Origin of the sequence: Pseudoflavonifractor sp. 60, from assembly GCF_009911645.1 — a bacterium.
Lineage (GTDB): Bacteria > Bacillota > Clostridia > Oscillospirales > Oscillospiraceae > Lawsonibacter.
This window is the reverse complement of the sequence record NZ_QWKI01000038.1, coordinates 33,176-48,733: the sequence shown is the minus strand read 5'-3', so window position 1 is coordinate 48,733 and position 15,558 is coordinate 33,176. Positions and strand designations below refer to the sequence as shown.

Sequence of the window (15,558 nt, the reverse complement as noted above, 5' to 3'; positions counted from 1 at the left end):
ACCATGTGTTCACGAAAAATGCAAGAGAGGCTTCTCCCATCGGAAAGGGGGACGCCCCACTTGCCATTCCCCCGAAACTGTGATAAAATCACTTCACTTTGCAAAAGGAGCTGCCCGCTATGACCGACTATTTTCACCTGAATCTGGACCACAACGCCCTGCTGTCCCTGTCAACCCTGGGGCTGGCCCACCTGGGGGACGGGGTGTATGAGCTGCTGGTCCGCTCCTGGCTGGTGCTCCACGGCAAGGCCAAGGCCAAGGACCTGCACAGGGCCACCATCCAGTACGTGGCCGCCCCCGCCCAGGCGGAGCGGTTCGAAAAACTCCAGCCGCTGCTGACCCAGGAGGAAAACGACGTCTTCCGCCGGGGCCGGAACACCGCCCCCCACTCCATCCCCAAGGCCGCCAGCCGGGCCCAGTACCAGACCGCTACCGGCCTGGAAGCCCTGTTCGGCTGGCTGTACCTCCAGGGCCGGACGGAGCGGCTCAACGAACTTTTTTCTGTGATGATGGAGGAATAAACCATGCCAATTTACAAGACGGAAGAATACGACGCCGTTTTAGCGCGGATCAAGGCGGCAATCCAGAAACAGGACATTCAAATGGGGCCGGTGCTGTCCGAGGAAAAAATCCGTTCCTTTGAGCAAAAACATGGGGTCACCCTGCCCGAGGGCTACCGCCGCTTCCTGGGGGAGGTGGGCGACGGCTGCGAGATGTTCGGCGGCTTTGACCTTCTGACTCTTAAAGCAAAGCGTGAGGTGGAAAACTACGCCCAGCCCTTCCGCTATGAGGAACATTGGGAGGAATGGGACGATCTGGAGGAGGGCGAGGAGCCGCCCTTCGGCAATCCCTTCACCAGCGGAACGCTGGAGCTCATCGACATCGGCTGCGCCCAGACCTTTGAGCTGGTCATCACCGGCCCTTGCCGGGGCGAGGTCTGGCATTTCTGCGAAATGGGCGTCCAGCCCTGCTGCCAGCGCCAGGACTTTTTAGGCTGGTTTGAGCGCTGGCTCACCGACGGGGACGAGGTAGATTATTTCGCCGAGTTTCCTTACTGAAAGGGGCCTCCTGCGTTATGATACTGTATAGACCCGTAGGGGAACAGGAGCTGGCCCTGATTGAGGCCAGCGGCTTCACCCGCTTCCCGCCCCGTCTGCCTGAACAGCCCATCTTCTACCCTGTCCTCAATGAACAGTACGCCACGGAAATTGCCGAAAAGTGGAATACCCGGGACCCATCCTCCGGCTTCCGGGGCTATGTGACCCGGTTTCAGGTGGACGACCACTTCCTGAAAAAATATCCAATCCACACGGTGGGCCGCTCCTACCACCAGGAGCTCTGGATCCCCGCCGAAGGGCTGGACCAGTTCAACTCCCATATCATTGGAGCAATTGAAATCATAAAAACCCTAAATCCCTCTGATAACATATAGAAGCAAAACGCAGTTTTGCGCAAAAGTTCTTTTTCGCTTCCTTTTTCTTTCAAGAAAAAGGAAGAAAATTGGCGAAAGAAGGTAGCCCCCATGCCCTTAGACGCGCTGTGCCTGTCCGGCGTCATCCACGAGCTGAATGCGACCCTGTCCGGAGGGCGGGTTGACAAGATCTACCAGCCCGGACGTGACGAGGTAATTTTTGCTCTGCGCTCCCCCGCGGCGGGGAACGTGCGGCTGCTGCTGTCGGCCAACCCGGCCCATCCCCGGCTCCACCTGACCACCCTGCCCCTGGAAAATCCAGAGAAGCCCCCCATGTTCTGTATGCTGCTGCGCAAGCACCTGTCCGGGGCCCGGCTGCTGGAGCTGGTCCAGACTCCCCTGGAACGGGTCGTGACCCTGCGCTTTGAGGCCCTGAACGAGCTGGGGGACCGGGTAGAGCGCCGCCTGGTGCTGGAGGCCATCAGCCACAAGACCAATCTGGTCCTGCTGGACGGGGAGGGCCGCATTCTGGACTGCATCCGCCACGTGGGGCTGGACGGCGCGGACAAGCTGCTTCTCCAGCGGGAAGACCAGCCCGACGCAGTGCGGTACCGTGTCCTCCAGCCGGGGATGTTCTACCATCTCCCTCCGGGGGTCAACAAGGAAAATCCCTTGACCGCAGACCGGGCACGGCTGGAGGCCCTCCTCTCTGCCGCCCCGGAGGAGGCCCAGGCGGACCGGTGGCTGCTGGACACCTTCGGCGGCCTGTCCCCCCTCGTCTGCCGGGAGCTGGCCCACCGGGCAGGGGGCGCTGCCGACGTGCGGCTCAACCTTCTGGGCCCAGAGGGGCAAGCCCGGCTGTTGGACCAGCTGGAGGCCCTTCGGGAGGCTCCCCGGGTCCCCACCATGATCTCCATGGAGGGCCGGCCCAAGGACTTCACCTTCCTGCCTGTGGGCCAGTATGAGGGAGCCGCCCAGGTGGACCAGTGGCCCGCCTTCTCCCCCCTGCTGGACGCCTTTTTTGAGCAGCGGGAGCGCCAGGACCGGGTGAAGCAGAAGGGCCAGGACCTGATTAAGGCGGTCACCAACGCCCGGGACCGCACCGCCCGTAAAATCGGCAACCAGGAGAAGGAGCTGGCCGCGACCCGAGACCGGGATCGGCTGCGCCAGCTGGGAGACATTCTCACCAGCAGCTTCTACCAGATGGAGAAGGGCATGGCCCGGCTGCGGACGGTGGACTTCTACGACCCTGAAGGCCGGGAGATCGAGATCAAGCTGGACCCCCTCCTCACCCCCCAGCAGAACGCCGCCAAGTACTACAAGGACTATAACCGGGCCAAAAAGGCGGAGGAAATGCTCACCATCCAGCTGGAGAAGGGCCAAAAGGAGCTGGACTACCTGAACAGCGTTCTGGAAACCATCTCCCTGGCCGAGGGGGAGCGGGACCTGGCGGAAATCCGGCAGGAGCTGGCGGACACCGGCTACCTTCGCCGTCCCGGCAAGGCCAAGGACCGGGGCAGGCGGGTTGCCTCCAAGCCCATGGAGTTCCGCTCCACCGCCGGCCTGCGCATCTCCGTGGGCAAAAACAACAGCCAGAACGACCTGCTCACCTGCAAGCTGGCGGGTAAGGGGGACATCTGGTTCCACACTCAGAAGATCCACGGCTCCCACGTCATCTTGTGGACGGAGGGGGGGCAGCCCGACCTGCAAAGCCTGAATGAGGCCGCCATCCTGGCCGCCTGGTTCTCCCAGGGCCGGGACAGCAGCAAGGTGCCGGTGGACTACACCCCCGTCCGGTATGTGAAAAAACCGGGAGGCGCCCGGCCCGGCATGGTGATCTACACCACCTATGAGACCGCTCAGGTGACCCCCGACGGGGAGCTGGCCAAGCGGCTGAGAGTAAAATAAGCACAGCAAGCGGCGGTCTCCGCCGCTTATTTTTTTCATCTCCCTGCCGATATTTCTTATATATCACTGCGAGGGAGGAACCTGCGATGAATGTGGCCCCTGTCTACAATACCAGTCAGCTGGCGCTGATCCGAACCGCCCGCTCCGCCGCCGCTGAGGAACAGCAGTCCCCTGGAGACCAGTCCCAGGACAAGCTGGAGCTCTCCCCGGAGGGCCGTCAGGCTGTATCGGAGCTGGAACCCCGCCAGAGCCGGGAACCCCTGGGGATCAATTGGGACTCCATGTCAAAAGAGGAATTTATCTCCGCGGTTCGGGCACAGCTGGAACAGCAGGAGCTGGAGATCAACTGGAACGCCGCCGTCGACCCGGACGGGCAGATCTGGTGCAAAACCTATTTTGACTCCTATGTCTCCCAGGCGGTCCAGTTCCGGGACACCGCCGTGGGCGCTATCCAGGACTACTACGCCGGCGCCTATCAGGAGGCCCTGCACAGCCCCCTGGGGCGGGACCTGCCCAGCCAGCTGAACTTCATCGCCGGCAAGTACCAGTGCTCCTGGTCTGACTTCTTTGACGCCAGTATGCCGGCCGCTGAGCGGCAGTGGACCTATACCCAGGTGCGGGCTATGCTCACTGGTACCGGCCTGCGGCTCAACGACCCCTATGCGCTGAAGGATATTCACATCCCCACCGTTGAGGAGACCACCAAAACCGCCAAACAGGCCGCTGACAATAAAATCAGCCAGCTGATAAGTCAGTCCAGGGAAACAGGGGGCTAAATCCCTAAACCGGCGCAAATAAGGAAGCATTATTTAATACAGTAAAACAGGGACGCGCCCCATGGCGCGTCCCTGAAATTTAGTTACAGTCCCTGGGCAATCATCGCCTCGGAAATCTTCTTGAAGGCGGCGATATCGTTGCCGGCAATCAGGTCGTCTCCCAGGCCGTATTCCTCAGCGGCAGTGGCGGAGGCGTCGTAGATGGCGCTCATGATCTGGCGCAGCTTGTCGTCCACCTCGTCCCGGGTCCAGTTGTAGCGGATGGAGTTCTGAGCCATCTCCAGGGCGGACACGGCCACACCGCCGGAGCCGGAGGCCTTGGCCCCCGCCGTGAGGATCTTGGGGCTGAGGCGCAGCAGCTTCATAGCCTGGCTGGTGGCGGGCATATTAGCGCCCTCCACGTAGTAGCGCACGTCGTTGGCCAGGATGCTGATGGCGTCCTCCACGTCCAGCTCATTCTGGGTTGCGCAGGGGATCACAATGTCCGTCTTCACCTCCCAGGGCTTCTTGCCGGGGAAGAACTCCACGCCAAACTTGCGGGCATAGGCGGACACCCGGTCGCCGCCGGCGGCGCGCATCTCCAGGAGATAGTCCAGCTTCTCCCTGGTGGTGACGCCCTCGGGATCGTAGACGTAGCCGTCGGGGCCGGAGAGGGTCACTACCTTTGCCCCCAGCTGAGCCGCCTTGCGGCACACGCCCCAGGTCATGTTGCCAAAGCCGGACACGGCAATGGTCTTGCCTTCCAGGGTGTCCCCCTTGCTCTCCACCATTCGGGCCAGGAAGTAGACGGTGCCGGAGCCGGCGGCCTCCAGGCGGACCTTGCTGCCGCCGTAGGTCAGGCCCTTGCCGGTCAGGGCGGAGCTCTCCGCCTTGCCCAGCAGGCGCTTGTACTGACCGTAGAGGTAGCCGATCTCCTTGGCGCCCACGCCGATGTCGCCGGCGGGGATATCGGTGTCCGCGCCGATATAGCGGTACAGGGCATTCATAAAGGACTGGCAGAAGCGCATGATCTCCCGGTCGCTCTTGCCCCGGGGGTCGAAGTCGGAGCCGCCGGAGGCCCCGCCGATGGGCAGGCCGGTGAGGGCGTTCTTATAGGTCTGCTCAAAGCCCAGGAACTTCACCACGCTCTCATTCACCGAGGGGTGGAACCGCAGGCCGCCCTTATAGGGACCGATGGCGCTGTTGAACTGGACCCGGTAGCCGTGGTTGGTGTGGGCATTGCCCTTGTCGTCCACCCAGGGCACCAGGAAGGTGACCATCCGCTCGGGCTCCACCATGCGGGTGAGCAGGTCCAGCTTCTCGTAGCGGGGGTTGTCCAGGGCGGGATCGATCATCTCCAGCCAGGTCTGGACGGATTGGAGGTACTCCGACTCGCCGGGGTACTTCTGACGAAGCCGTTCCAGTACGCGGTAGGCGTAGTTATTCATAGTTTCCCCTCCTTACACCAGGCCGTAGGCCAGCATGGAGTCAGCCACCTTCAGGAAACCCGCAATATTGGCGCCGGCCACCAGGTTGCCCGCCATGCCGTACTGCTCGGCGGCCTGGGAGGCATTGCGGTACAGGTCGGACATGATGGTCTTCAGGCGCTCGTCCACCTCCTCAAAGGTCCAGGAGAAGCGCATGGAGTTCTGGCTCATCTCCAGGGCGGACACGGCCACACCGCCGGCATTGGAGGCCTTGGCGGGGGCGAAGAGCACGCCGGCCTCCTGGAAGGCGTCCATAGCATCGGGGGTGGAGGGCATATTGGCCCCCTCGGCCACGGCGAAGCAGCCGTTCTTAATCAGCGCCTTGGCCCCCTCCAGGGGCAGCTCGTTCTGGGTCGCGCAGGGCAGGGCGATGTCGCAGGGGATGTTCCAGATGCTGACGCAGCCCTCGTGGTACTCCGCGCCGGGCTTGCGGTCCACATACACCTTGATCCGGGCCCGCTCCACCTCTTTCAGCTGCTTGACCAGGTCCAGGTCGATGCCGTCCTTGTCGTAGATATAGCCGTTGGAGTCGGACATGGCCACCACCTTGCCGCCCAGCTGGGTCGCCTTCTCGCAGGCGTAGATGGCCACGTTACCGGAGCCGGAGATGACCACGGTGGCCCCCTCAAAGCTCTTGCCGGCAGCCTTGAGCATATTGTCGGCAAAATAGCACAGGCCGTATCCGGTGGCCTCCTTCCGGGCCAGGGAGCCGCCATAGGTCAGGCCCTTGCCGGTGAGCACGCCGGTGAACTCGTTGCGCAGGCGCTTGTACTGGCCGAAGAGATAGCCAATCTCACGGGCGCCCACGCCGATGTCGCCGGCGGGCACATCGGTGTCGGGGCCGATATACTTAAACAGCTCGTTCATGAAGGACTGGCAGAAGCGCATGACCTCGGCGTCGGACTTGCCGTGGGGGTCGAAGTCGGAGCCGCCCTTGCCGCCGCCGATGGGCAGACCGGTGAGGCTGTTCTTAAAGGTCTGCTCAAAGCCCAGGAACTTGATGATACTCTCATTCACCGAGGGATGGAACCGCAGGCCGCCCTTGTAGGGGCCGATGGCACTGTTGAACTGGACCCGATAGCCCCGGTTCACGTGGATCTCGCCCTTGTCGTCCTCCCAGGGAACTCGGAACTTGATGGTGCGCTCCGGCTCCACCAGGCAGTCCATTACGCCCTCCTTGATGAGCTCAGGCCGGGCATTGGCCACGGGGGCCAGAGAGATCAGCACCTCACGCACCGCCTGGTGAAACTCCAGCTCGCCGGGGTCCCGCTGAATGACACGCTCCATCAATCCGTTCAAATATTCATTCTGAATGCTCATAGCAATTCCTCCCGAAAGTTTTTTCCGTTCCTCTCTAGCGGATTGATATTACCTTACCAAATCTGTTTTTGCAAGTCAATGATTTATTTCTTGCAAAACAAAACTTTGTTTAATGCGTTAAAGCGATAGTCCGTCAGCGAAAGACTTTCGGCATTTTGACGTAAACATTTCCCACGGAATGACAAAAAATCCCTCCGGCCGCCCACCGTATCCCTCCGCTCAGTTTTCCGCTGCACCGGCAATAGGTGGGCGTTTTTTCCTGAACGAAACGGTATTGGGCTGCCGGAGGGCTCAAAGCACTCAGGTGGAAATCAGCCAGGGATAGTGGAGATAGACCAGCCCCAGACCGGTCTCCCGGTGGATCAGACGGTAGAAGTGGAGCTGATCTTCACTGCCGCCCTTCTCCCAAAAATCACCGGGGACGCAGTAAATATTGCAAATTTTGTCGCTGTCCGCCGAAATATAGTACTCCATCACCGACTGGCCGCCTGCGTCCAGCCCCACCAGCTTCCAGCAGTCCGTCCCCTTCATCCGCGCCGCTCCTCCGTCGGCCAGGGTGTACAATTCCACGGAATCGCTGCGGGTGAAGTCCCGGTCCAGCTGACAGTCCCGGAGGAGCTGGGCGCAGTAGGCCTGGGCGAAGGAGTTCTCATACAGCTCCCGCAGCCCCTGGGCGTCAAAGGCCCCCTCCCCGCTCTCGTACTCCTGCAAAATCAGCCGCCCGTCGTTGAGCTGCTCGCTGCACAGCACTACCTTGAAAACGGGGGGGCTGACCTGATACCAGTCCTCTTCCGCCAGCTCCTCCAGCAGCGCCCCCAAATCTGTGATGGTATCCCCCGCCCCGCAGAAGGGCAGGATCACCAGATAGGTCCCCGAGGTGTCCCAGCTGGCCAGGTTCTGGTTCCGGTTCATCAGGTCCACATCGTGGAGATTGTGAGCTTCGGCGAAGTCCTCCATGGCCCACAGGACCCTCATGTCGGAGTAATTGGTGGTGTAGCCCGGCCTGTCCGCCTCAATGTCCCGCGCCCCGTCAGGGCCGGCTAAAAAGAGGCGGTTCGGCTCCTCCTTGGGGGAAAACACGTTGTCAAAGCGGCTGGAGGAGGAATTTTCGCTGTAGAGGGAACGGAACTCCACCCCGAAGTCCTCCTCCATCCAGCGGCAGACCTCCGCTCTGGGGTCCCGGGGGGCGGAGAGCCGGTCCATCCCCTGGCGCAGCTCGGGCATGAACAGCATAGAGATACCCGCAGCCAGACACACTGCCGTAACGGCTACAATCCACCGCTCACTTTTCCGGCTGTTGGACATCCCGCTCCGCTCCTGGCCGCCCAAGCGGAGCAACTGCCGGACCACACCGCACACCACGCCAACCGCCAGAATGGACAGGGGGAGCTTCAGCCCCCAGCCCCGGTCCAGACAGAGCCAGGTAAATCCCCCCAGGGCCAACAGCCAGAGCAGTCCCAGCCCCCGGCCCCCCTTGGAGACAGACCTGAGCAGCACAGCGCACACCGCCAGAAGCAGCAGAGGGAAAAACCAGCCCATTGCCAGCAGCGCCATCAGCACGGGGGCCAGCAGCAGACCGCACAGGATACTCCCCACCTTGTTCCATTTCTGCCGCCGCCGCTCCTTCTCCGCCGTTTTCCGGGCAGGGAGGAGCATCTGGTATAAAAACCGCAGCTCTGGCCGGGCGGGGCCCTGCTCAAAGCCGTAGACCTGGTACAACGCCATTTTGACCTCCCGGTCCAGCTCCGGGTGGCTGTCCACAAAGTCCTCCAGGCCGAACACCAGGTCCAGGCTTCCCTTGTTCTGCTGGAACAGGGGGCTCGCAAAAAATTTTCGCCAAGCACGCGGCTCCGCCCCGGCAGTATACATCATCTCAATGGTATGGAGGATGGTCTCGGTGTCCTGCCAGCGCCGCTGGTCCTGATGAAAGCGCCGGCGCAGGTCCTCCTCATAGCGGCTGCGCTGCTGCTGGCGCTGGAGCCGCTCCTGTTCCTTGGCCTTCCGACGCTCCTCCCCCCTGCGGCGGCGCGCCTCGGCCCGCTCCGCCTCCCCCTCGGCAAAGAGACGGTCAAAGTCAAAATCCTGCTCCTCCTCCCGGGGGCGGCGGGGGGACTCCTCCTCTCCCCCCAGGAGCTCGTCATAGTCAAAATCCTGCTCCTCCTCCCGGGGGCGGCGGGGAGGCTCCCCCTCTCCCCCAAGGAGCTGGTCATAGTCAAAATCCCGCTCCTCCTCGCGGGGGCGGCGGGGAGACTCCCCCTCTCCCCCCAGGAGCTGGTCGTAATCGAAATCCCGCTCCTCCTCCCGGGGGCGGCGGGGAGGCTCCCCCTCCCCCCCAAGGAGCTGGTCGTAGTCAAAATCCTCCTCCGGCCGCTCAATTTCCATAATGTCGTCCTCCCGCATTCCAACACGAGAGTGCGGCCTGTCCTCAACCCGGGGGAAGGGCCGGCTGCGCCGGTTTTGCTCCCGGGCTATGCGGCTGGCCAGCTGGTAGGCGGAGTGGAGCCGCTGAAAGCCCTCCGGGTCGTCCTCGGGGTGAGTGGTTTTCAGCTTTTCGGCGTAGGCGTGGCGCACCTCTGACAGGCTGGAGGGACCGGACAGCCCCAACTGACTCCAAGGCCAGCTCATGTCGCCTCCTCCCCGTCTTCATCCGCCAGAGGATTCAAGTCCAGGGGCGGCAGGCCATCCACTCCGATGTACTCCTCTGCCTGGTCAAAAAACTCCGAGACCCGGCGGCTGGCCTTGGCAATGCGCAGGCTCTCCTGGGTCGATAGCTGGATCTGGTACCAGTCCAGCATATAGGCCACCTGGTCCCGCAGCTGCCCCACCGTCATGGCATACAGCCGCTCCCCCCGGGCAATAAGGGTGCGGGGGCCCTCCTGGTCCCTGGGGTGGAGCTTCAGCGCCTCCAGCTCCTTCAGCCGCTGCTCCACCTCCCCCTCCGTCATGCCGGAGCCCTGGAGGACCAGCCGCCCCTTCTGGCCGTCCTTGCCGGTTACGTCCACCTCCAGCAGGCCGTTGATATCGTAGGTAAAGCGCACCTTAACAAACTGGTGGCCCCGGGGCGCGGGGGGCACCGCCAGCTCCACGTGGCCCAAATAGGTGTTGTCGTCGCAGTAGCGCTGCTCCCCCTGGTACACCTTCACATCAATGGCCCGCTGGTTGTCCCGGGCGGTGCAGTAGGTCCCCTCCTTGCTGGAGGGGAGGACGCTGTTGCGCTCAATAATGGGGGACATAAGGCAGCGGTCCGGCTGGGCCTCGTTCAGCACATTGATCCCCAGGGTAAAGGGGCACACATCGGTAAGGACCAGCCCCCGCAGATCCTGAGCCCGGACCTTCATACCGGCGCAGATGCCAGCCCCGATGGCAATGGCGGTATCGGGCCGGGTCCCGGCGGCAGGCTCCTTTTTCAGCGCCTTGGCGATATACCGCCGCACCGCCGGCATATGGCTGGAACCCCCCACCATCACCAACTCGTCCAGCTCATTGGCCCCCATGCCTGCGTCCAGAAATACCTTGCGCACCGGCGCCAGCATCCGCTGGAACAGGGAGCTGCTCTTGCGGATCACCCACTCGTGGGTCAGGGGCAGCGAGGCGGAAATCTCCTCGTCGGACACCGCCATAATCACCGGCTCCTGGTGGGTAAGGGCCATTTTACAGGTCTCCGCCTGGCGGATGAGAGACTCCTGCCGCGGACGGGACAGAGTATCAAAATTCAGGCCGCAGTCCTGGCAGAAGCCCCGGGCAATGAACTCGTCAAAGTCCCGGCCCCCCAGGAAGTTGTCTCCGCTGACGGCGGTGACGCTGACCACGTTGTCAAAGCGCTCCACCAGGGAGACGTCCAACGTTCCGCCCCCCAGGTCGAAGACCAGACACACCTTGTCCTCCTCCCCCTCGCCGATGTGACCGGCCACCGCCGCCGCAGAGGGCTCGTTCACCAGACGGTCCACCGTCAGCCCCGCCAGCGCACCAGCCCGCTTAGTGGCGGCGCGCTGGGCCTCGGCAAAGTAAGCGGGGACGCTGACCACCGCCTCGTCCACCACCTCGCCCAGGTAGGCCTCCGCGTCCTCCCGCAGCCGGCGCAGCACAAAGGAGGACAGTTCTTCTGCCGTGAAGCTCTGGCCCCCCAGCTCAAACCGGCGGCTGGTGCCCATGGCCCGCTTGAAGCAGGCGGCGGTACACTCCGGATGGGTTATCAGCCGCTCCCGGGCCGCCGCCCCCACCAAAATAGTCCCGTCCTCGTCCACGCTGACCACGCTGGGGGTCAGGTACTCCCTGGCGGCGTTGGGGATCAGTTCGCTCTTCCCGTTGCGCCATACCGCCGCCAGGCTGTTCGTCGTGCCTAAGTCAATGCCAATAATGGCCATAGCCCTCACCTGCTCTCGCAAAGATTTTTCCCTATTATAATTCTTCTCCGGGGAAAAATCAACCGTCCCGCCTGCATGGAGGAGCGGGACGGGCGGCTCAGGGGATCACCTGATTGCCAGCGTGAAAACCGGCTCTCCCGGCAAAATGCCGAAAATAAACTTTTATTTCCCAGGCGGATTGACAAATCAGACGGACATGATATAATGGACTAAATCAGTACTGTTTCAAGGCAGCATTTTAAATAAAGCATAGAGGAGGACGAATTTGCATGTTGTATCAAACCCTACAGGAGCATGAGGAGCTGCGCGCCAAGGTAAGGGAATTTGCCGAGACTGAGGTAAAGCCCATCGCCTTCATGCTGGACCAAAACAACCAGTTCCCCACTGAGGTGGTCAAGAAGATGGGCGAGCTGGGCATCATGGGCCTGCCCTACGACAAGGAGTACGGCGGGGCCGGGGCGGACGCCCTGAGCTATGCCATCGCCGTGGAGGAGCTGGCCCGGGTTGACGGCGGCGTGGGCGTGATCCTGTCGGCCCACACCTCGCTGGGCACCTACCCCATCTACGCCTTCGGCAATGAGGAGCAAAAGAAAAAGTATCTGCCTGACCTGTGCTCCGGCAGAAAGGTGGGCGCCTTCGGCCTCACCGAGCCCAACGCCGGTTCCGACGCAGGCGGCACCGAGACCACCGCCGAGGACATGGGGGACCACTACCTCCTCAACGGCGAGAAGATCTTCATCACCAACGGCGGTCAGGCCGACACCTACGTGGTCTTCGCCGTCACAACCCCCGGCATCGGGACTCGGGGCATCTCCGCCCTCATCGTGGAAAAGGGCTGGGAGGGCTTCACCTTTGAGGAGCACTATGACAAGATGGGCATCCGCTCCTCCGCCACCTGCCAGCTGAACTTCAACAATGTGAAGGTCCCCAAGGAGAACCTGCTGGGCAAGGAGGGCCAGGGCTTTAAGATCGCAATGGCGACCCTGGACGGCGGTCGCATCGGCATCGCGGCCCAGGCGCTGGGCATCGCGCAGGGGGCCTACGAGGCCGCCGTGGAGTACTCCAAGGAGCGCGTCCAGTTCGGCAAGCCCATCTGCCAGCAGCAAAACGTGGCCTTCAAGATTGCCGACATGGCCACCAAGCTGCGCTGCGCCCGGTTCCTGGTGTACTCCGCCGCCGAGCTGAAGCAGGCCCACGCCCCCTACGGCATGGAGTCGGCTATGGCCAAGCAGTACGCCTCTGACATCGCCCTGGAGGTCACCAACGATGCCCTTCAGATCTTCGGCGGCTGCGGCTACATCAAGGGCATGGAGGTGGAACGGTTCTACCGGGACGCCAAGATCACCACTATCTACGAGGGCACCAACGAAATCCAGCGGGTGGTCATCGCCTCCCACATCCTGGGCAGGGCGGCCAAGGAGGCCCCCTCCGCCGCTGCGGCTGGTCCTCGCGGTCCCGAGACGGGCGCCCGGAAGCGGCTCATCCTCAAGGAGGGCACCGTCTAGGAGAAGGTGGAGGCCCTGGTGGCCAACTTGAAGAAGGACGGCCACGACTTCACTGTGGGCATCCCCATGGACACCCCCATCACTCAGGCCGAACGGGTCGTCTCCGCCGGTCAGGGCATCGGGGCCAAGGAAAACATGAAGCTCATCGAAGACCTGGCCAAGGCCGCCGGCGCGGCAATTGGCTCCAGCCGTCCCGTGGCCGAGACCCTGAAATATGTGCCCATCAACCGCTATGTGGGTATGTCTGGCCAGAAGTTCAAGGGCAACCTGTACATCGCCTGCGGCATCTCCGGGGCCATCCAGCACCTGAAAGGCATCAAGGACGCCTCCTGCATTGTGGCCATCAACACCAACCCCAATGCGAAGATCTTCAAGAACTGCGACTACGGCATTGTGGGCGACGTGCTGGAGATTTTGCCCCTGCTCACCAAGGCGCTGGACACCGGCGAGAAGCTCCCCGCCCCGCCCATGACCAAGATGAAACGAATGGCCCCCAAGAAGGTCTACCAGCCCCGGAAGCTCTACATCTGCAACGGCTGCGGCCACGAGTACGACCCCATGCAGGGCGACCCCGAAAACGAGGTGAAGCCCGGCACCGCCTTCAAGGACCTGCCCGAGGGCTGGACCTGCCCCCACTGCGGCGAGACCGTGGACGCGTTCATCGAAGTTGAGGAGTAACCGGACATGAGACTAGAACGAGAAAAAATCATTGCCGCCTGTCAGCCCAGCCTGCTGCCTTGCGTTCATATCACGCCGGAGCCCGGGAAAGCCGCAGGTCCGGCGGACAGCAAATTTGGCGGGACATTTTACCTCCCCGCCGGGGCCGAAGCGCCGGAGATGGAGTTCCTCGCGCAGATCAATTTGGCCCAAGTCCCGCCGCTGGAGGGTTTCCCGGATAGGGGCCTGCTGCAATTCTTCCTCTGCACGGAGGAGGAGAAGTTTGAGTCTTTCTATGAAGACGGCTGCACATGGAAACAGGACGCCGGGTTCTTTCAGGTCCGCTATTATTCGGAAGTTCCCGAGGATGTTCCCGCCTGCGAAAATACCGTGCCAGAAGCGCGTTGGCGCATAGATTCCCCCGAGGGCGGCATGGAATTTGAACCGGCGGAGGAGATCGCCACACTTTCTATGGCGGAGGACGGCGGTTTTGCCATCGACCTGGGTTTTGAGTTTTTGGAGGACGCGCTGACGCCTATTTTCCAGGCCGCAGGGGAGGAAGATGAGGACGGCGAAGAGGAAGAGGGTGTCTACGACCTGGAGAACAGCTACGAGGATACGGATCAATTTTTCTGTGATTTCGGCAACTGGGGGTTCAAGCTGGGAGGCCATCCGTCCCTGCGGCAGGGAGAGTTCCGACTGGACGGCGAGGACCTGAGCGACTATACCAAGCTGCTGTTTCAATACGACCTGACACCACCCGATGACGCGTCCGACCTGGAAATGGACACCTTCTGCTTCTTCATCAAGCCCGAGGACTTGAAGGCCCGCCGCTTTGACGATATTTTGATGGTCCACCACAACTGCTATTAAACAACAAGGAGGAAACTCTATATGTACAATTACCGCATGGTCACCGACGACCTGTACTGGGTAGGCGCGGACGAGCACCGGCTGGCCCTGTTTGAGAACATCCACCCCCTGTACCACGGCGTCTCCTACAACGCCTACGTCCTGCTGGACGAGAAGACCGTCCTCTTTGACACCGCCGACTGGGCGGTGGGGCGGCAGTTCATTGCCAACGTGAAGGCGGTGCTCAATGGCCGCCCCCTGGACTACCTGGTCATCAACCACGTGGAACCCGACCACGCCGCCTCTATTGAGGAGATCCTCCTGCGCTGGCCCCAGGTGAAGATCATCACAACCCCCAAGGCGGTGACTCTACTCAACCAGTTCGGCTTCGGCCTGGACCCCAACGCCATTGAGGAGGTGGCCGAGGGGGATACCAAGTGCTTCGGCAAGCACACAGTGGCTTTCGTCTACGCCCCCATGGTCCACTGGCCTGAGGCCATGGTCACCTTCGACACCACCAACGGCGTTCTCTTCTCCGCCGACGCCTTCGGCTCCTTCCGCTCTCTGGACGGCAAGCTGTTCGCCGACGAGTTCGACTTCGACCGGGAGTGGATTGACGACGCCCGCCGGTACTACACCAACATTGTGGGCAAGTACGGCCCTCAGGTGGTGGCCCTGCTGAACAAGGCAGCAAATATCGTGGGTCTGGACAACATCAAGTACCTGTGCCCCCTCCACGGTCCGGTGTGGCGCAAGGACCTGGGCTACATTATTGACAAGTACACCCACTGGGCCACCTACGAGCCCGAGGAGAAGGGCGTGATGATTGTCTACGCCTCCATGTACGGCAACACTGAGGCCGCCGCCGAAGTGCTGGCCGCCAAGCTCACCGCCCGTGGGGTCACCAACACCCGGCTGTATGACGTTTCCTCGACCCACGTCAGCTACCTGATCTCCGACCTGTTCAAGTACAGCCACCTGGTGCTGGCCTCCGTCACCTACAACCTGGGCATCTTCCCGCCCATGCACAACTTCCTGATGGACATGAAAGCCCTCAACCTGCAAAAGCGCACCGTGGCCATTATGGGCAGCGGCTCCTGGGCCCCCCGCTCCGGTGCGCTGATGAAGGAGGAGATCGAGCGTCTGAAGAACATGACCGTTCTGGACGAGGAGATGACGGTCACCTCCTCCCTGAAGGCGGACAACGAGTCGGAAATCGACGCCTTGGCCGACGCCATTGCCGCCTCTGTCAAGGGCGAGACCAAGTAAACTCTACTGCCCTCCAAGCAGACGCCCCCA

At 62.2% G+C, this 15,558-nt stretch carries 11 protein-coding genes and 1 pseudogene; 8 read left to right on the top strand and 4 right to left on the bottom strand.

Annotated elements, in window-relative coordinates:
* Positions 1-119: 119 nt before the first annotated feature.
* The 5 genes from D1646_RS05030 (at position 120) to D1646_RS05010 (ending at position 4,095) form a co-directional block, all read left to right on the top strand.
* The gene (locus D1646_RS05030; RefSeq protein ID WP_160635405.1) at positions 120-521 is read left to right on the top strand and encodes a ribonuclease III domain-containing protein; all 402 of its coding nucleotides are present in this window, start codon (positions 120-122) and stop codon (positions 519-521) included.
* Between the two features lie 3 nt (positions 522-524).
* A complete protein-coding gene (locus D1646_RS05025; RefSeq protein WP_160635404.1) occupies positions 525-1,058 on the top strand; it encodes an SMI1/KNR4 family protein in 534 nt (177 codons plus the stop codon).
* Positions 1,059-1,075: 17 nt separating this feature from the next.
* Positions 1,076-1,432, top strand: coding sequence for a hypothetical protein (locus D1646_RS05020; protein WP_160635403.1), 357 nt, complete (start codon positions 1,076-1,078; stop codon positions 1,430-1,432).
* A gap of 90 nt (positions 1,433-1,522) precedes the next feature.
* On the top strand, positions 1,523-3,319 hold the full coding sequence (locus D1646_RS05015; protein WP_160635402.1) for an NFACT RNA binding domain-containing protein: 1,797 nt from the start codon (positions 1,523-1,525) through the stop codon (positions 3,317-3,319).
* A gap of 86 nt (positions 3,320-3,405) precedes the next feature.
* On the top strand, positions 3,406-4,095 hold the full coding sequence (locus D1646_RS05010) for a hypothetical protein (protein ID WP_160635401.1): 690 nt from the start codon (positions 3,406-3,408) through the stop codon (positions 4,093-4,095).
* A gap of 83 nt (positions 4,096-4,178) precedes the next feature.
* Here the strand turns inward: D1646_RS05010 and gdhA (D1646_RS05005) are convergent, their stop codons facing one another.
* From gdhA (D1646_RS05005) to D1646_RS04990, 4 genes are all read right to left on the bottom strand, one after another.
* Entirely contained in the window at positions 4,179-5,522 is a 1,344-nt protein-coding gene (gdhA, locus tag D1646_RS05005) for an NADP-specific glutamate dehydrogenase (RefSeq protein ID WP_160635400.1), read from the bottom strand.
* Positions 5,523-5,534: 12 nt separating this feature from the next.
* The gene (gene gdhA / locus D1646_RS05000; RefSeq protein ID WP_160635399.1) at positions 5,535-6,881 is read right to left on the bottom strand and encodes an NADP-specific glutamate dehydrogenase; all 1,347 of its coding nucleotides are present in this window, start codon (positions 6,879-6,881) and stop codon (positions 5,535-5,537) included.
* Positions 6,882-7,181: 300 nt separating this feature from the next.
* Entirely contained in the window at positions 7,182-9,506 is a 2,325-nt protein-coding gene (locus D1646_RS04995; protein ID WP_160635398.1) for a hypothetical protein, read from the bottom strand.
* Positions 9,503-11,245: an Hsp70 family protein gene (locus D1646_RS04990; RefSeq protein WP_160635397.1), complete on the bottom strand. Its 1,743-nt coding sequence runs from the start codon at positions 11,243-11,245 to the stop codon at positions 9,503-9,505. The genes D1646_RS04995 and D1646_RS04990 overlap by 4 nt, the downstream gene beginning before the upstream one ends.
* Before the next feature lie 269 nt (positions 11,246-11,514).
* Here D1646_RS04990 and D1646_RS23660 point away from each other — a divergent pair.
* The 3 genes and pseudogenes from D1646_RS23660 to D1646_RS04975 all read left to right on the top strand — a co-directional run bounded on the left by D1646_RS23660 (position 11,515) and on the right by D1646_RS04975 (position 15,528).
* A pseudogene (locus tag D1646_RS23660) lies at positions 11,515-13,428 on the top strand (acyl-CoA dehydrogenase family protein).
* A 6-nt stretch (positions 13,429-13,434) separates the two neighbouring features.
* Positions 13,435-14,280, top strand: a complete 846-nt coding sequence (locus D1646_RS04980) for a YwqG family protein (RefSeq protein WP_160635396.1) — start codon at positions 13,435-13,437, stop codon at positions 14,278-14,280.
* A gap of 21 nt (positions 14,281-14,301) precedes the next feature.
* Positions 14,302-15,528 (top strand): FprA family A-type flavoprotein, encoded by a 1,227-nt coding sequence (locus tag D1646_RS04975; protein WP_160635395.1) that lies wholly within the window; start codon positions 14,302-14,304, stop codon positions 15,526-15,528.
* Positions 15,529-15,558 lie beyond the last annotated feature (30 nt).